This window comes from Bradyrhizobium sp. MI1.11 (genome assembly GCF_055811255.1).
The window spans coordinates 32,403-48,962 of sequence record NZ_JBVVPM010000007.1; the positions used below are offsets into that span (position 1 = coordinate 32,403).

The 16,560-nt window shown below is 64.7% G+C and carries 18 protein-coding genes; 6 read left to right on the forward strand and 12 right to left on the reverse strand.

Going from position 1 to position 16,560, the window contains the following annotated elements:
* Positions 1 to 18: 18 nt before the first annotated feature.
* Complete coding sequence (gene hemH, locus AC0L30_RS09285; protein ID WP_219680338.1) at positions 19 to 1,059, reverse strand: ferrochelatase; 1,041 nt, start codon at positions 1,057 to 1,059, stop codon at positions 19 to 21.
* An 82-nt stretch (positions 1,060 to 1,141) separates the two neighbouring features.
* On the opposite strand from hemH, the gene AC0L30_RS09290 reads away from it, so the two are divergent.
* The gene (locus tag AC0L30_RS09290) at positions 1,142 to 1,540 is read left to right on the forward strand and encodes an MAPEG family protein (RefSeq protein WP_007597158.1); all 399 of its coding nucleotides are present in this window, start codon (positions 1,142 to 1,144) and stop codon (positions 1,538 to 1,540) included.
* Positions 1,541 to 1,648: 108 nt separating this feature from the next.
* Here AC0L30_RS09290 and AC0L30_RS09295 read toward each other — a convergent pair whose 3' ends face one another.
* The 3 genes from AC0L30_RS09295 to AC0L30_RS09305 are packed head-to-tail and all read right to left on the reverse strand — an operon-like array spanning position 1,649 to position 5,465.
* Positions 1,649 to 2,728, reverse strand: coding sequence for a nickel/cobalt transporter (locus tag AC0L30_RS09295; RefSeq protein ID WP_473404229.1), 1,080 nt, complete (start codon positions 2,726 to 2,728; stop codon positions 1,649 to 1,651).
* Positions 2,729 to 2,745: 17 nt separating this feature from the next.
* Positions 2,746 to 3,384 (reverse strand): DUF1007 family protein, encoded by a 639-nt coding sequence (locus tag AC0L30_RS09300; protein WP_473404157.1) that lies wholly within the window; start codon positions 3,382 to 3,384, stop codon positions 2,746 to 2,748.
* On the reverse strand, positions 3,384 to 5,465 hold the full coding sequence (locus AC0L30_RS09305; RefSeq protein ID WP_473404158.1) for a M3 family metallopeptidase: 2,082 nt from the start codon (positions 5,463 to 5,465) through the stop codon (positions 3,384 to 3,386). The genes AC0L30_RS09300 and AC0L30_RS09305 overlap by 1 nt, the downstream gene beginning before the upstream one ends.
* 136 nt (positions 5,466 to 5,601) lie before the next feature.
* Here AC0L30_RS09305 and AC0L30_RS09310 point away from each other — a divergent pair, with 136 nt between their 5' ends.
* From AC0L30_RS09310 to AC0L30_RS09330, 5 genes are all read left to right on the forward strand, one after another.
* On the forward strand, positions 5,602 to 5,856 hold the full coding sequence (locus tag AC0L30_RS09310) for a hypothetical protein (protein WP_007597166.1): 255 nt from the start codon (positions 5,602 to 5,604) through the stop codon (positions 5,854 to 5,856).
* 672 nt (positions 5,857 to 6,528) lie between these two features.
* Positions 6,529 to 7,671, forward strand: coding sequence for a type III PLP-dependent enzyme (locus AC0L30_RS09315; RefSeq protein WP_018453321.1), 1,143 nt, complete (start codon positions 6,529 to 6,531; stop codon positions 7,669 to 7,671).
* A 132-nt stretch (positions 7,672 to 7,803) separates the two neighbouring features.
* Positions 7,804 to 8,391: a GNAT family N-acetyltransferase gene (locus AC0L30_RS09320; protein ID WP_473404159.1), complete on the forward strand. Its 588-nt coding sequence runs from the start codon at positions 7,804 to 7,806 to the stop codon at positions 8,389 to 8,391.
* Positions 8,392 to 8,525: 134 nt separating this feature from the next.
* The gene (locus AC0L30_RS09325; protein ID WP_007597171.1) at positions 8,526 to 8,915 is read left to right on the forward strand and encodes a RidA family protein; all 390 of its coding nucleotides are present in this window, start codon (positions 8,526 to 8,528) and stop codon (positions 8,913 to 8,915) included.
* A gap of 45 nt (positions 8,916 to 8,960) precedes the next feature.
* On the forward strand, positions 8,961 to 10,403 hold the full coding sequence (locus tag AC0L30_RS09330; RefSeq protein WP_473404160.1) for a homospermidine synthase: 1,443 nt from the start codon (positions 8,961 to 8,963) through the stop codon (positions 10,401 to 10,403).
* Between the two features lie 73 nt (positions 10,404 to 10,476).
* Here AC0L30_RS09330 and AC0L30_RS09335 read toward each other — a convergent pair whose 3' ends face one another.
* From AC0L30_RS09335 to AC0L30_RS09370, 8 genes are all read right to left on the reverse strand, one after another.
* Complete coding sequence (locus AC0L30_RS09335; protein WP_007597175.1) at positions 10,477 to 10,812, reverse strand: hypothetical protein; 336 nt, start codon at positions 10,810 to 10,812, stop codon at positions 10,477 to 10,479.
* An 88-nt stretch (positions 10,813 to 10,900) separates the two neighbouring features.
* Complete coding sequence (locus AC0L30_RS09340) at positions 10,901 to 11,617, reverse strand: MgtC/SapB family protein (protein ID WP_219680356.1); 717 nt, start codon at positions 11,615 to 11,617, stop codon at positions 10,901 to 10,903.
* Positions 11,618 to 11,647: 30 nt separating this feature from the next.
* On the reverse strand, positions 11,648 to 12,667 hold the full coding sequence (locus AC0L30_RS09345; RefSeq protein WP_354171506.1) for a WD40 repeat domain-containing protein: 1,020 nt from the start codon (positions 12,665 to 12,667) through the stop codon (positions 11,648 to 11,650).
* Entirely contained in the window at positions 12,667 to 13,716 is a 1,050-nt protein-coding gene (locus AC0L30_RS09350) for a CobW family GTP-binding protein (RefSeq protein WP_473404161.1), read from the reverse strand. Before AC0L30_RS09350 ends, AC0L30_RS09345 begins: the two co-directional genes overlap by 1 nt.
* Positions 13,717 to 13,770: 54 nt before the next feature.
* Positions 13,771 to 14,634, reverse strand: coding sequence for a metal ABC transporter solute-binding protein, Zn/Mn family (locus AC0L30_RS09355; protein ID WP_007597189.1), 864 nt, complete (start codon positions 14,632 to 14,634; stop codon positions 13,771 to 13,773).
* Between the two features lie 5 nt (positions 14,635 to 14,639).
* On the reverse strand, positions 14,640 to 15,509 hold the full coding sequence (locus tag AC0L30_RS09360; RefSeq protein WP_007597190.1) for a metal ABC transporter permease: 870 nt from the start codon (positions 15,507 to 15,509) through the stop codon (positions 14,640 to 14,642).
* A 6-nt stretch (positions 15,510 to 15,515) separates the two neighbouring features.
* Positions 15,516 to 16,271 (reverse strand): metal ABC transporter ATP-binding protein, encoded by a 756-nt coding sequence (locus AC0L30_RS09365; protein ID WP_007597191.1) that lies wholly within the window; start codon positions 16,269 to 16,271, stop codon positions 15,516 to 15,518.
* 2 nt (positions 16,272 to 16,273) lie between these two features.
* Positions 16,274 to 16,522 carry a hypothetical protein gene (locus AC0L30_RS09370; RefSeq protein WP_473404162.1) on the reverse strand — a complete coding sequence of 83 codons (249 nt, stop codon included), beginning with the start codon at positions 16,520 to 16,522 and terminating at the stop codon, positions 16,274 to 16,276.
* Positions 16,523 to 16,560 lie beyond the last annotated feature (38 nt).

The following is a 16,560-nucleotide window of genomic DNA, read 5'->3' on the forward strand; positions in this document are numbered from 1 at the left end:
CGCTCCTCGGATCCAGGCTCACTCTATCCAGCCCTGGAGTTCGCGCAGCACCAGCGTTCGGATCACATCCATGCCGGGGTTGCTGTCGTTGAGGCAGGGGATCGCGGAAAACTGCTCGCCACCATTGTGCTCGAAGATCTCGGCATTCTCCTGCGCGATCTCCTCCAGCGTCTCGAGGCAGTCGGCGGAAAAACCCGGCGTGATCACCGCGATGCGGCGCACGCCCTCTTTCGCCAGACGCTCCATGGTCTTGTCGGTGTAGGGCTGCAGCCACTCGTCGAATCCGAAGCGCGACTGGAAGGTCAGCAGCAACTTTGTCTCGTCCATCCCCAGCCGGCGGCGCAGCGCCTCCGTCGTGGCCACGCATTGGTCCTGATAGGGATCGCCCTTGTCGACATAGGCCTTCGGCATGCCGTGGAAGGAGGCGACGATCAGCTCCGGCTTGAACGGCAGGCTCGCCAGATGCGTCTCGACCGAGGTGGCGAGCGCCTCGATATAGGCTTCGTCCTCGTAATAAGGCGGCGTCACCCGCAGCGTCGGCTGCGCGCGCAGCCGCGCAAGCACGCGAAACACCTCGTCGCAGACGGTGGCCGACGTCGCAGCCGAATATTGCGGATAGAGGGGTACGGCAAGAATGCGATCGCAGCCCTTCGCAATCAGCGCATCGACGCCCGACTTGATCGAGGGGTTACCGTAGCGCATCGCCCATTCCACCGTCACCTGCTCGCGGTCCGACAGCATGGCTCCGAGCTTGTCGCTCTGCGAGCGCGTGATGGTCTTGAGCGGCGACTCGTTCTTCTCGGTGTTCCAGATCTTGAGATAGTCGCGCGCCTTGGCGCGGGGGCGGGTGCGCAGGATGATGCCGTTCAGCACCAGCTTCCAGATCAAGCCCTGATCCTCGATGACACGGGCGTCCGAGAGGAACTCCTTCAGATAGACCCGCACGCCGCGCGCGTCGGCGGTATCGGGCGTGCCGAGATTGACCAGGAGCACGCCGACGCGCGAGGGGGCGGGCTGCGTGGCCGGCATCGCGGTCTTGAGAGGGGCTAGGGTTGTCATGCCTCGTTGGGTCGCGCGTTGCCCCGAGCTTGTCAAGATCAGGCCGGTTTCGCTAGGGTCGCACCGGGGCGGGGGAGGAAAGATGACACTCGCGGAATGGTGCGTCTTCGGAGCATTGCTGCTCTATTTGGTGACGATCGTCTCGGTCAAATGGATCAGGTTTCGCGGGTTCGACAATTCACGCCCGCGCGATCCCGCCTTCTACGAAGACGCCATCGCGCAGCGCGCGCTCGGCGCCCACCAGAACGGTATCGAGACCTTTCCGTTCTTCGCCTTTGCGGTGCTGCTGGCCGAATTCCGGGACTCGCCGCAGCGCCTGATCGACGAGCTCGCGGTGCTGTTCCTGATCGTGCGGATCGCCTACGTGCTGACCTATCTCGGCAACCGCCCGACGCTGCGCTCGATCCTCTGGAGCATCGGCTTTGCGATCAATCTCGGGATATTCTTCATGCCGGCGTTGAAGCAGTTTCTGCCGGTGTGAGTTCGTGAAACCGTAGCCCGGATGGAGCGAAGCGTAATCCGGGGTCCCCTCCACGGCGGCACTGTCCCGGATTGCGCTTCGCTCCATCCGGGCTACAACACCTGCCGCTCAAAAACACGTCGTCCGTTCGGCCGCGACGTAACCCAACAACAGGCCTGCGCCGAACAGCAGCACGAGGCCGGCGGCGGCGAATTCGATGCCGCGCATGAACAGTGCGCCGCTGCCGTCGCGTCCGGCGCTCAGGCGGGCGGCGATGTCCTTGGCGGAGACGGCGACCACCGCAATGGCCGCGACGGTGATCGCGGTGCCGAGCCCCATCAGCAAGGTCGCGGCGATGCCGGCCCAGAACAGGCCTTGGGCCAGCGCGAACACCAGCACCAGGATCGCGCCCGAACAGGGACGGATGCCGACGGTCAGGATCGCGGCAAAGCCGCGTCCCCAGCCACCCGGGCCGCCGAGTTCGCTCGGGGTGGGGCCGTGGGAATGGCCGCAATGCTCGTCATGGACGTGGTCATGCTGGTGGTGATGATGGGCGTGCGCATGATCATGGCCATGATGATCGTGCACATCATGATGGTGGTCACCGTGATCATGATGGTCCTGCGGCACGCCCGCGATCGCCGGTACCGGCTGAACCGCCTGTAGCGCACGGATGAAGGTGCGGCCCTTGACCCAGACCAGGCGCAGGCCGAACAGCGCGATCAGCGCGTAGCTTGCGATCTCGATCACGCCTTCGGCCTGGCACATGGTCTTGGCGGTCGCATTCAGCACCCAGGCCGAAATGCCGACCATCAGGATCGCCACCAGCGACTGCATCAGGGCCGAGGCAAACGACAGCGCGATGCCGCGCCGCGCGGTCTCGCGATTGGCGACGAGATAGGAGGCGATCACCGCCTTGCCGTGGCCCGGGCCGGCCGCGTGGAAAATGCCATAGGCAAAGGAAATGAACAGCAGCGTCCACACCGCGGAGCCATCGGACTTCGCGGCGCGGATGGTCGCCGACATCTGCCGATAGAATTCCGACTGTTTTGCCAACAGCCAGCCGATCAAGCCGCCGGCCTCGGGCTGGGCAGCTTGTGGCGAACGCGGCGCGCCGAACGGGTTCTGCGCGAGGAGATCGTGGAGCGCCGCATCGGTCACGCCCACGACGAGAAGAACGCCGGCGCAGACAGCGAGCCCGCGTGCCATGGGCGTGAGTTGCGGCTTCAAGGGCAATCCACCGTGATCTTGTTGGCGAACATCATGCCGAAATTGGTGTTCTCGCCGCTCATGAAAGTCTGCTCGTTGAGCTTCTGCGCACTCGCGGTGCCGTCGCTCGGGCGCTCCAGCTTCATCTGGCAGCCGGCGGGCGCGCCGACCAGCTTGACCGGATCGTCCTTGGCCATCTGGAAGTCGATGAAGAAGGAGCGGTCGAACACTTCGAGCATCAATTGCTTCGGCTTGACCGGGTTCTTCAGCGGCAGCGTGAAGTGCAGGGTCAGCACGGTATCCTTGTAGTCGAGGAAATAGTCGACCGGCTCCTGGAACCGCTCCTTCTTGCCGTCGGCTCGCGCGAAGGTGAAGTAGGCATATTCCTTCAGCGACTCGACATTGGTCTGCGCCAGCGGCCCCAGCTCCTCGCTTGTATAGGCGCCCTTGGTCTTGCTCTCGAGCCCCTGCACCGCATAGGCCGAGAACATGTCGTCAAAGGTCCAGGCGTGGCGCACGCCGGTGATGCTGCCGTCCGCGGCATAGAGCAGCTCGCTCATCGCTGTGATCCAGACATGCGGGTGCGCCTGCGCCGCGCCCGAGGTGAGCGACAGGGCGACACCGAGCAGCAGCCCCAACAGGGCCCGCATGCCCATCAGGCCGCCTTCGGAGCGTCGAGCAGGCCGCGGCGACGCAAGAGCGCGTCGGGCTCCGGCGGGCGGCCGCGGAAGGCCTCATAGGCGGCTTCCGGATCGACCGATCCGCCGCTCGAGTAGATGTCGTCATGCAGGCGTTTTGCGACGGCGGGATCGAAGATGTCGCCGGCTTCCTCGAACGCGCCGAAGGCGTCGGCATCCATCACCTCCGACCACATGTAGCTGTAATAGCCGGCGGCATAGTGATCGCCGGTGAAGATGTGACCGAATTGCGTGGGACGGTGACGCAGCGAGATCTCCTCGGGCATGCCGATCTTTTCCAGCTCGCGTCTCTCGAAGGCGCGGACATCCTGCGCGGCGGAGGCCGGCTGGGTGTGGAATTCGAGATCGATCAGCGCCGAGGAGACGAACTCGACGGTGGCAAAACCCTGGTTGAATTTTCGCGCGGCCAGGAACCGTTGCAGCAGATCGTCCGGCAGCGGCTCGCCGGTCTGGTAGTGGCGGGCGAATTGCTGCAGCACCTCGGGCCGCTCCTGCCAGTGCTCGTAGAGCTGCGACGGCAACTCGACGAAATCGGTGAACACGGAGGTGCCCGACAGCGACGGATAGGTCACGTTGGAGAGCATGCCGTGCAGGCCGTGGCCGAACTCGTGGAACAGGGTGCGGGCGTCGTCCGGCGACAGCAGCGAGGGTTCCCCATCCGCGCCCTTGGAGAAGTTGCAGATGTTGAGGATCAGCGGCGCGACCTCGCCGTCGAGCTTCTGCTGGTCGCGCAGCGAGGTCATCCAGGCCCCGGAGCGCTTCGACGGCCGGGCGAAGTAGTCGCCATAGAACAGCGCCTTGTGCTTGCCGTCCTGCCCCTTCATCTCCCAAACCCGGACGTCCGGATGCCAGACCGGCACGTTCTTGCGCTCCTCGAAGGTGACGCCGAACAGGCGCGTGGCACAGTCGAAGGCGGCGGCGATCATGTGATCGAGCGCGAGATACGGCTTGATCGCGGCATCGTCGAAATTGGCGCGCTGAAGGCGCAGCTTTTCGGCATAGAAGCGCCAGTCCCAGGGGGCGAGCTTGAAATTGCCGCCCTCCTCCGTGATCAGCGCCTGCATGTCGTCGCGGTCGGCGAGCGCCCGCGCCCGCGCCGGCTTCCAGACCCGCTCCAGAAGGCCGCGCACCGCTTCCGGCGTCTTGGCCATGGAATCCTCGAGCCGGTAGGCCGCGAAGGTCGGGTAGCCCAGGAGATTGGCGCTTTCCTCGCGCAGCTTCAGGACCTCGACGATGGTCGCGTTGTTGTCGTTGGCATTGCCGTTGTCGCCCCGCGCGGTGAAAGCCTTGTAGACCTTCTCCCGCAGGTCACGCCGGGCCGAGCTCTTCAGGAACTGTTCCACCGAGGAGCGCGACAGCGTGACGATGGCCTTGCCGGCCATGCCGCGTTCTTCTGCCGCAGCCCTGGCGCTGGCGACAAAACTCTCCGGCAGGCCCTGGCGGTCGGCTTCGCCGAGCTCCATGAACCATTCCTGCTCGTCGCCGAGCAGATGATGACTGAAGCTGGTGCCGAGCTGGGCGAGCCGCTCGTTGATCTCTGCCATCCGCGCCTTGGCCTCTTCGGAGAGGCCCGCGCCGGAGCGGTGGAAGCGGGTGTAGGTACGCTCGAGCAGGCGGAGCTGTTCCGGTGTCAGACCGAGATTGGCGCGGTTCTCGTGCAGCTGGGCGATGCGACCAAACAGCACGGCGTTCATCATGATCGGATTCCAGTGCCGCGCCATCCGCAAGGAAACCTCCTTGTCGATCTCCAGGATGGCCGGGTTGGAATGCGCCGAGACGAGGTCGTAGAAGACCGACGCGACCTTGCTGAGCAGCTTGCCCGAGCGCTCCAGCGCCGTGATGGTGTTGGCGAAGTCGGCCGCGGTCGGGTCGTTGGTGATCGCAGCGATCTCGGCGGAGTGGTCCGCGAAGGCCTGCTCGAAGGCCGGCAGGAAGTGCTCCGGCTTGATCTCATCGAAGGGCGGGGTCGCAAATGGCGTCACCCAGGCCTTCAGCAGCGGGTTGGTCTCGGAGTCCGTAGTTTGGCGGGTTTCTGACATTACAAGTCCCGATTTGTAGCTCGATTGTTGCGGCCAGCTATAGCACGCGATGGGGCTTTTTTGGGCCATTTGCCCTTGCTCCCGGCGGCCTTTTCGGGGAGATTGCGGCCCTTCAAAGCCTAGGACCCCTGAGCTCATGAACGCGACTTCCTCGTCTTCCCGTCGGATCGTCTGGCCGAGCGTCATCACCGTCATCAGCGCCGCCATCCTGATCGGCGCCGAGGTGTTCGGCGCGGCGTTTGCCGGCGGCTGGGCGCTCGCGATCCTGTTCGGGCTGGGCGAGCAGGGCACGCACATCCTTCAGGCCGCGCTGTTCGCGCTCGGCGTGCTCGTCATGACTGCCTTCATCCGCGCCGCTCAGCGCGTCGAGCCGTTCACGAAGCGCGGCTGAAGCGCGCACGCGCGCGAGTGACGCGCGCCGCACAGAAAACTTAACGCGCGTTCATCTTCCGCGTCGCTCGCGCAACACTGCGCAAGCAGATGTTAGGCAATTCTGTTCGCAGCCTAAAAAATCTCTTGCGAAGCAGAGTCAAAACACTTATGTGCGGATTGCCCAATTTCGCACGTGCCTGTGGTCGTGTGTCAGTCGGTAGGTATCCGGACAAGAGGCCGGACAGCCGCCAAGGGGCGAAGAAGCCGAGGGGCTCTTCGGAAGTGTGGAAGTCGGAAGGCTCATAGCCGGAAGACGAAAGCAAACCCGGAGCGTCCAGCATCTCTCTCAAAGAGATGCCTTGTCGAAGGTGACTTTGCTCTTTGCAACCGTGACTGGCAGCCGGAGGCGAACCGGCGCACCCCGCTCTCAACGGGGGACGCGACTTAAAGCAACGACGGATCGGGCTTTTTTGGTCTCTACCGGCAGTCCAACGCCGGCGCGGGCTACTGAAAAGGCTTGTCCTTCATTGCCAGGTGTGCGGGCGGGAACATTCCCAACCAATCCACGGCAGCACAGTCTGATCTGAGTCTTTGGCTCGTCGCGCCTCCATCGCGCGATCTGGCCGGAGCGCTCTTATCCGACGTCATTTTTTGAACGGATCCCCGTCGCTGGGCCGTTTGGGAGAGTGCTATGACCGACCGTATCCAGGAATTCCTGCGCAACCGCCGCAGCGAGGGCCTCGACACCGAACCGTGCCTCGTGGTCGACCTCGAAGTCGTGCGCGACAATTACCAGACCTTTGCCAAGGCGCTGCCCGACAGCCGCGTGTTCTATGCCGTCAAGGCGAACCCGGCGCCGGAAGTGCTGGCTTTGCTCGCCTCCATGGGCTCCTGCTTCGACACCGCCACGGTCGCCGAGATCGAGATGGCGTTGGCCGCCGGTGCGACGCCCGACCGCATCTCCTTCGGCAACACGATCAAGAAGGAGCGCGACATCGCGCGTGCCTTCGCGCTCGGCATTCGGCTGTTCGCGGTCGATTGCGCCGCCGAAGTCGAGAAGGTCGCCCGTGCCGCTCCCGGCGCAAAGGTGTTCTGCCGCATCCTCTATGACTGCGCCGGCGCCGAATGGCCGCTGTCGCGCAAGTTCGGCTGCGATCCAGAGATGGCCGTCGACGTGCTCGACGTTGCCAAGCGTCTGGGCCTGGAGCCGTGCGGCATCTCCTTCCATGTCGGCTCGCAGCAGCGCAAGGTGAAGGCGTGGGACCGTGCGCTGGCGATGGCCTCGCAGGTGTTCCGCGACTGCGCCGAGCGCGGCATCAACCTGACCATGGTCAACATGGGCGGCGGTTTCCCGACCAAGTACCTGAAGGACGTGCCGCCGGTGGTCACCTACGGGCGCTCGATCTTCCGCGCGCTGCGCAAGCACTTCGGCAACCAGATTCCGGAGACCATCATCGAGCCGGGCCGCGGCATGGTGGGCAACGCCGGCATCATCGAGTCCGAGGTCGTGCTCATCTCCAAGAAGAGCGACGAGGACGAGGTGCGCTGGGTCTATCTGGACATCGGCAAGTTCGGCGGTCTCGCCGAGACCATGGACGAGTCGATCCGTTACGCCATCCGCACCCCGCATGACGGTGCGGACATGACACCGTGCGTGCTCGCTGGGCCAACCTGCGACAGCGCCGACGTGCTGTACGAGAAGAACCCGTATCCGCTTCCGGTGACGCTCGAGATCGGCGACAAGCTGCTGATCGAAGGCACCGGGGCCTATACGTCGACCTACTCGGCGGTGGCGTTCAACGGCATCCCGCCGTTGAAGACCTACCACATCTGATCCGCCTCTCGTCTGAGGCCTGACGAACCCGGGAGCCGGCTTGCCGGCTCCCTCCCTGACATTTCGATTTCTGACGACGCCTTGGACCGGCGTGCTTTGCGCACGTCGGCTTCAAGCGGGGACTGACGCGCCATGACTGCTCTTCGGAAGACACAGGTTGACCCCACCTCGAAAGCCGCTCCGTTCGCGATCCGTGCGGAGCGTGCTGGCGACGTTGCGATGCGTGAAGCGCTGCTCGATGCGTCCTTTGGCGATAACCGCCATGGCCGCACCTGCCAGCGCCTGCGCGACGGACGCGCACCCGCAGCCGGCCTTGCGCTGGCCGCGATGCGCGAGGGGAAGCTCGTGGGAACCGTGCGGCTGTGGCACGTCAGCGCCGGAGGCAGGCCCGCTCTGGTCCTCGGACCGCTGGCGGTGGACCCTGCTTGCCGCGAGCTCGGGATCGGCGCCGCGCTGATGCAACAAGCGCTGGCTGCCGCCCGGGCGCGCGGGCATGCCGCCGTGATCCTGCTTGGCGATGCCCCTTATTACGCCCGCTTCGGCTTCTCAGCCGCCAACACCGGCGAGCTGTCGCTGCCCGGTCCGTTCGAGCGCGACCGCCTGCTGGCGATCGAATTCGAAGCGGGTGCGCTGGATGGCGCCGCCGGGATGATCGTCCCGGCTGGCGCGGCCCTACCCAAACGGAGGCTAGTTCGCGGCCTCGAGGCGCGCGCGGCGTAAGGGATTGCCATGATCGCGATGACCAAAGCCGCGGCGAGCGGAGATGCTCGCGCGACCCTTTGCTTTAGGGTTGCGCGGGCCTGAGAAACGCCCTTTAACCCGCCAAACGCCCCCTTCAGTCGAGGCCCAAGACCATGTCCCGCCGCCTGATTTCCACCGGCTCTCCGCTTGAGAAGACCGTCGGCTACAGCCGCGCCGTGATCGACGGCGAGTTCGCCTTCGTCGCGGGCACCACCGGCTATGACTACACGACGATGGCCATGCCGGCCGATGTCACGAGCCAGTCACGCAACTGCTTCAAGACCATCGAAGCCGCCCTGCAGGAGGGCGGATTCGAGATGGCCGATATCGTCCGCGCGACCTATTACGTCACCGACGCTAGCTATATCGATGCCCATTTCGCCGTCTGCGGCGAGGTTCTCGGTGACATCAGGCCGGCCGCGACCTTGGTGGTCGTCAGCGGCCTCGCCAAGCCCGAGATGAAGGTCGAGATCGAAGTCACCGCCAAGCGCCGTAGCGCTTGATCCACCCACCCTTTGTCCGCCAGCACGTTCCGGAGAAACCATCCCATGAGCCCCGCCTCGCAGATCTACGCGAAGATCACTGGTCCCATCGTCATGGTCGGCTTCGGCTCCATCGGGAAAGGCACGTTGCCGCTGATCGAGCGGCATCTCGATTACGACAAGTCGCGCGTCACCGTGATCGATCCCAAGGACGAGGGCCGCAAGGCGCATTGCGAGAAGCACAATGTGCGTTTCATCCAGAAGGCCGTGACCAGGGACAATTATCGCGAGTTGCTGACCCCGCTGCTCACTGAGGGCGGCGGCCAGGGCTTTTGCGTCAATCTCTCGGTCGATACCGGTTCCACCGACATCATGGAGCTCTGCAACGAGCTCGGCGCTCTCTATATCGACACCGTCAACGAGCCCTGGCTCGGCTTCTATTTCGACTCCTCGAAAGGCCCGGAAGCGCGCTCCAATTACGCCCTTCGCGAAGCGACGCTGGCTGCCAAGAAGGCGCGCCCCGCCGGCTCGACGACGGCCGTCTCCTGCTGTGGTGCCAATCCCGGCATGGTCTCGTTTTTCGTGAAGCAGGCGCTGCTCAATGTCGCCGCCGATCTGAAGCTCAATGCCCCCAAGCCGAAAACCAAAGCCGAATGGGCGGACTTGATGCGACAGGCCGGCATCAAGGGCATCCACATCGCTGAACGCGACACCCAGCGCTCCAAGAAGCCGAAAGAGCCGGATGTCTTCGTCAACACCTGGTCGGTGGAAGGTTTTCTGTCGGAAGGCGTGCAGCCATCAGAACTCGGCTGGGGCACCCATGAAAAATGGATGCCCGAAAATGCGCGGACTCACGAAGCCGGCTGTGGCGCTGCCATCTATCTGATGCAGCCCGGCGCCAACACGCGCGTGCGCACCTGGTGCCCGACCCGCGGCGCGCAGTATGGCTTCCTCGTCACCCACAACGAGTCGATCTCGATCGCCGACTATTTCACCGTGCGCGACGCATCGGGCACGGCGGTGTACCGTCCGACCTGCCACTATGCCTATCATCCGGCTGACGATGCCGTGCTGTCACTGCATGAAATGTTCGGCCGCGCCGCGAAGATGCAGGAGAAGCACCACATCCTCGACGAGAACGAGATCGTCGACGGTATCGACGAACTCGGCGTGCTGCTGTTCGGCCATGACAACAATGCCTATTGGTACGGCTCGCAGCTCTCCATCGAAGAGACCCGCAAGCTCGCGCCCTACCAGAACGCCACTGGCCTGCAAGTGACCTCCGCCGTGCTCGGCGGCATGGTGTGGGCGCTCGAAAAACCGAAGGAAGGCATCGTCGAAGCCGACGAGATGGATTTCGATCGCCTGCTGGAAATTCAGCTGCCGTATCTCGGCCCGGTGAAGGGGTTTTATACCGACTGGACGCCGCTGACGGATCGTCCGGGACTGTTTCCGGAGGATATCGATACGTCAGATCCGTGGCAGTTCCGGAACGTTCTGGTGCGGTGAGAGCCGTCACCCAACTCTCCGTTCGTCATTCCGAGGCGCGCCACTTGGCGCGAGCCCGGAATGACAGGGGAGCCTACTTCCTCTCAATCGGCGGCGCGATCTTCTCGGCTGGCGCTGGCGGCAATGCTGGTTTAGCCGCACCGGCAGCCCCTTGCGTCTGTGGGTCGGGTCGCGCCGGCTCTGGGGCGGGCGTGGTCGGCCGGTCGCCGCCGGGCTTGGCTTCCGCGGGCTTGTTCTGATCGTCGGACGGCGTGCCCTGAAGGGGTTGCGTCGCCTGGGCCGTCTGCATCCGGGTCTCGGCGCGGATTTGCGCCAGCGACATGCCTGACACCACGACGCCTGCCGCGAACAGCGAGCAGGCAACCATCAGGTCGAGCTTCAGTCTGCGCTTGTCATATTGGCCGGGCATGTCGATCACCGCCTTTGTCCAGGGGATCAACGAAATCGCCGGTCTGCGGTTCCCTGCCCGTGACGGCCGGAACTCGACGCCTGCGCGCTCAATCCGTGGTGCTGACTTCCCAGGTGGCGTGGCGGACGCCGGGCAGGTGCTGGAGATCGGTCGCCACCGCATTCAGCTCGTTCGGATCGACGGCGCTCGCGACCAGCTTTGCCACGATCTCGATCAAATCATCCCCGGTTTCGACCATTTCGATATCGGCCACCAGATATTTTGCGCCCTCGAGCTTCTCGACCAGCCGGTCGCGCATGTCGGGCAAGGCGTCCGGTGCGACCGCGAGCTTGAAGTAATAGGTCGCCTCGGAGGTCTTCTCGTTCAGCGGAATGCGGTTGATGGCGTTGACCAATGGCCGCAACATGGTGTTGCCGGCAATCACGAACACCGTTAGCGCCGCCGCCTGGGCGATCATGTCCGCGCCGGCGCAGGAGCCGACCGCGGCCGAAGCCCATAGCGTCGCCGCGGTATTGAGCCCGCGCACGTCCATGCCCTGCTTCATGATGACGCCGGCGCCGAGAAAGCCGATGCCCGAGACGACGTAGGAGATCACCCGCACCGCGCCGTCGGCGCCGGTCAGGTGCATGGCGAGATCGACGAAGGCGGCGGCGCCGACCGCGACCAGCACGTTCGTACGCAGGCCCGCGGTGCGCTGGCGGTACTGCCGCTCGGCACCGATCAGCGTGCCCAGCACGAAGGCCGTGAACAGACTGACCAGCGTGTCCGCAAAGTCAGCGATCTGGAAGGTCGTCAGAAACCGCATGGCCCCATCTACGGCCGGAACGATGACAGATCAAAGCTCCAGCAGCCCGCCATCCCCATTTTCGTCGGCGAACGCCAGCAGCGTCCCCTTGGCGTTCCAGGCGAGCGCGGCCACCGGCGGCGTGCCATTGCGGCGGACAAGGATCTCGGCGCCGTCCTCCAGACGCACCATCAGCACGGTGCCGTCGCTATAGCCGGCGGCGAAGATGTCGTTCCTGGGATGGCATGCGACGACCGACACGCGCGCCTGGAGCGGCGCGAGCATCGCGGGCTCCTTGCCCATCGGGCCGTCCTTGCTGGCAAACGGCCACAGGATCACCGTGTCGGCGCCCGAGGTCGCCAGCGCCTTGCCGCCCGCGCTCCACGACATCGAGCGGACGCGGCCGGGATAGCCGGTCATACGCATGTGCCTGTTGTCGGCAAGCCGCCACCCGTGCAGCGCGGATTCGTGCATCGTGGTGACCAGGAATTTGTTGTCCGGGCTGAAGGTGACGCCGAGATGCGAGCCAGCCCAGGGCAGGAATTCGGCCGATCCCGCCATGTTGGGAAACCACAGCGTTGCGCCGTTGTAATGGGCGATCGCGAGACGCTGGCCCTTCGGCGCAAACGCGAGGCCGCCAACGGTTGAGGGCACCTCAAGCGACTTCTCCTCGCTCTTGCCGCTCTTGAAGAAAGCGGTCTTGCCGGCCGACCAGGCGTAGGCACCGTCCGGATGCAGCGCCACCGCATCGATCCAGCGCCGTTTCGGGTCGCTCGCAAGCAGCGTCACCTCGCCCTTGGCGTCGAGCGACACGACTTTTCCATCGTCGCCGCCCATCACGAGGCGCTTGCCATCGGAGGCGGCCGAGAGAATGCCGCCGCTGTGCACGGCGACCTTGCTGATCTCGCCCTGGCCATCCACGAACGCGACATTCTCCTCGCCGCCGACGAAGGCAGCGCGGGGCCCAAGGAAATGCACGGAGGTCACGACCATGCCGAGCGCGAGCGGCTTGACGCGCTCGGTGACGGAGACGATCGAGGCGGAATCGGCGGGCGGCGTAAACTCTTTCATCACGAGACGATGCAGCTCTCAAAACCCTGGCGAATGAGATCTTGCGGCAATTCGCGGCCGATGAAGACGAGGCGGCTCTCGCGCGGCTCGCCGTCCTTCCACTTCCGCTGGTGGTTGCCCTCCAGCATCATGTGGACGCCCTGGAAGACGTAACGGTCGTCGTCGTCGTGGAAGGCGAGGATGCCCTTGGAGCGCAGGATCTTGCCGCCCTCCACCTGCACCAGATTCTGGAGCCAGGGCATGAACACGTTGGGATCGAGCGGCTTGTCGGTCTTGAGCGACAGCGATTGCATATCCTCGTCGTGATAGTGCTTCAGGCCGTGGCCGTGATCATGATCGTGATGATGGTCGTGGCCGTGGTGATGATGATCATGGTCGTGGTCATGATCATCGGCATTCAGGAAGCCCGGCTCGATGTCGAGGATGCGATCGAGGTCGAAGGCGCCGCGGTCGAGCACGTCGGCCAAAGCCACCGAGCAGCGCTCGGTGCGGTGCAGCTTCGCATAGGGGTTGATGGCACGGATGCGGGCCTCGACCTCGGCAAGCTCGCCCTTGGTGACGAGATCGGTCTTGTTCAGCACGATGACGTCGGCAAAGGCGATCTGGTTCTTGGCCTCGGGCGCGTCCTTGAGACGGTCGGACAGCCATTTTGCGTCCGCAACCGTGACCACCGCATCGAGACGCGCGTTCTTCTGCACGTCCTCGTCGACGAAGAAGGTCTGGGCCACCGGTGCCGGATCGGCAAGACCGGTGGTCTCGACGATGATGGCGTCGAACTTGCCCTTGCGCTTCATCAGGCCTTCCATGATGCGCACGAGATCGCCACGCACGGTGCAGCAGATGCAGCCGTTGTTCATCTCGAACACTTCCTCATCGGCGCCGATGATGAGGTCGTTGTCGATGCCGATCTCGCCGAATTCGTTGACGATGACGGCGTACTTCTTGCCGTGGTTTTCCGACAGGATGCGGTTCAACAGCGTGGTCTTGCCGGCACCGAGATAGCCGGTCAGGACGGTCACGGGAATTTTTGGGGCGGTCGCTTCAGACATAACAACTCCGGACTTCGGGCTTTTCGCGCGACGCGAGGCGGGGTGGCCCCTGCCCTAGTGGTCAAGCGCGCTGGTCAGGGCCTTTATATTGTGCCTGACCATATCAATGTAAGTGGGTGCAGGCCCCTTTTCGCCGGTCAAACCGTCCGAAATCAGGGTCCCGCCGACTTTTGAGCCGGTCTCCGCCGCGATCCGCCGGATCAGCCGGTCGTCGCTGATATTTTCCAGGAACACGGCTGGGATTTTCTGGGCCTTGATCTGGCCGATGATGGTGGCGATGTCCCGCGCGCTGGGCTCGGTTTCCGTGGAGACGCCGAGCGGCGCGATGAATTGGACGCCGTATTCGGCGGCGAAATAGCCGAAGGCGTCATGGGTCGAGATCACCTTGCGCCGCTCCTGCGGGATTTTGGCCACGGCATCGCGGACCTCGCGGTCAAGCGTTTCGAGCTTTTCCAGATAGGCCTTGGCCTGGGCGCGGAAGAGCTCCGCGTCATCAGGGTCGGCCGCGGCCAGCGCATTGGCGATGTCGGTGACGTAGATTTTGGCGTTGGGAACGGACTGCCAGCCATGCGGGTCGGCGGCCGAACCAAGCTTGAGCGGCGCGATGCCGGCGCTCGCGGTGATCACCTGCGCCTTGGATCCGGAGGACTGCACGAGGCGCGGCAGCCAGCCCTCGAGACCAAGGCCGTTGACGATGACCAGCTTTGCGTCCGCGATCCGCTTCGCATCGCTGGGCGCGGGCGTGTAGACGTGGACGTCGCTGTCGGCCCCGACCAGCGTCGTCAGATTGATCCGGTCGCCGCCGACATTACGGACGAAATCGGCGAGGATCGAGAAGCTCGCAACGACCTTCAGCTGCTCCGCAGCGTGCAGCGGCGAGGCGATCAGCAAGAGCACACAAAGCAGGATGCGCCGCATCGCTGTCACGCTTCCAGATGCCGGCCGGGAAACAGCTGCCTGACGACGCCGCCGACCCGGCCGAACAGGACGGAGACGGTGTAGAGCGCGCTCGCCACCAGAATGATCGCAGGGCCCGAGGGCACACGGGTCTGGAACGACAGCACAAGACCTGCATAGCCGGAGACGGCGGCAGCGACGACCGCGATGCAGATCATGACGGTGAGATCGCGCGACCAGAACCGCGCGATGCCGGCCGGCAGGATCATCAGGCCGACCGCGAGCAGCGTGCCGAGCGCCTGAAAGCCGTTGACGAGGTTGATCACGACCAGCGCAAGGAAAGCGAGATGCGCAGGCCCGCCAGCCCGGCTCACGGTGCGCAAGAACAAGGGATCGACGCTCTCGATCACCAGCGGGCGATAGATCACGGCGAGCACCAGCAGCGTCACCGTGGCGTTGAAAGCGACGACCAGCAGCGTCTGATCGTCCATCGCGAGGATATTGCCGAACAGCACGTGCAGCAGGTCGATATTGGTGCCCTTGATCGAGACGATGGTCACGCCCAGTGCCAGCGAGGCCAGATAGAAGGTCGCGAGCGAGGCATCCTCCTTCAACCCGGTCGAGCGTGCGACGAGGCCTGCGAGGATCGCGACGGCAAAACCCGCGATCAGGCCGCCGGCCGTCATCGCGAACAGGTTGAGACCGGAAAGCAGGAAACCGACAGCGGCGCCGGGGAGGATGGCATGCGCCATGGCGTCGCCGACCAGGCTCATTCGCCGCAACATCAGGAACACGCCGATCGGCGCGCCCGCGAGCGACAGCGCGATGACGGCCGCGAGCGCACGTCGCATGAACTCGAATTCGGTGAACGGGCCGATCAGCGCGTCATAGAGCATCGGATATCAAGCCGCCCGTGAGCGGGCATCATCGGCCGAGCAGGCGGCGGCGCTGTCGTCGAAGGCTTCGCACATCCGCATCGCGACCATAAGGTTTTCCGGCGTCAGCACCTCTGCCGTCGGGCCCCACGCCACGGGCCCGCGCGCCAGCACCAGCGTCTCGCTGAAATGGGTGCGCACCATCTCCATGTCGTGCAGCGCGGCGAGGACGGTGCGGCCCTCGCCATGCCAGTGCTTCACCAGCGCCAGCAGATCGGCCGTGGTCTTGCTGTCGATGGCGTTGAAGGGCTCGTCCAGCACGATCAGCCGCGCGTCCTGGAGCAGCACGCGCGCAAACAGCACGCGCTGCATCTGGCCGCCCGAGAGTGTGCCGATCGGGCGGTTTTCGAAACCGTTGAGACCGACGGAAGCGATCGCGCGGAGGATCTTTTCGCGCGCCGCCTTGCCGATGCCGCCGAACAGGCCGGTCCCGCGCCATAGCCCGGTGGCAACGAAGTCCAGCACCGAAATCGGGAAGCTGCGGTCGATCTCCGCACTCTGCGGCAGATAGGCGATATCGCGGCTGTCGAGCCCGCCGAGATGGATGCTGCCGTCGAGTGGTCTGAGGATGCCGACAATGCCGCGCAGCAGTGTCGACTTGCCGGCCCCGTTCGGGCCGATCACGGCCAGCAACGCGCCCGGGGCGACCTCACCATTGAGGTGGTGCACGGCCGGGTGACGGTCATAGCCGAGCGTAACGTTGTGGAAATGCAGCGCCGCCATGGTCACCTCATCGCCAGGAAGACCACGCCCCAGAGCACGGCGCAGACCACGAGCGCGGCCGCGAGGCGGGCGGCCATCGTCATGCGCAGGATCGACCAGTGCGCCGCCTGAGCCGGATGCGGAGAGGCCGCACCATGGATGTGTGCGTGGGTGTGATCGTGTCCATGCGAATGCCCGTGGTCATGGGAATGATCATGGGAATGGCCATGAGCATAATCGTGATGATGGGCTTGGGAGGCGGCGGGAACCATGCCGAAACGTTATATTATAACATTACCTCTGTCCACGC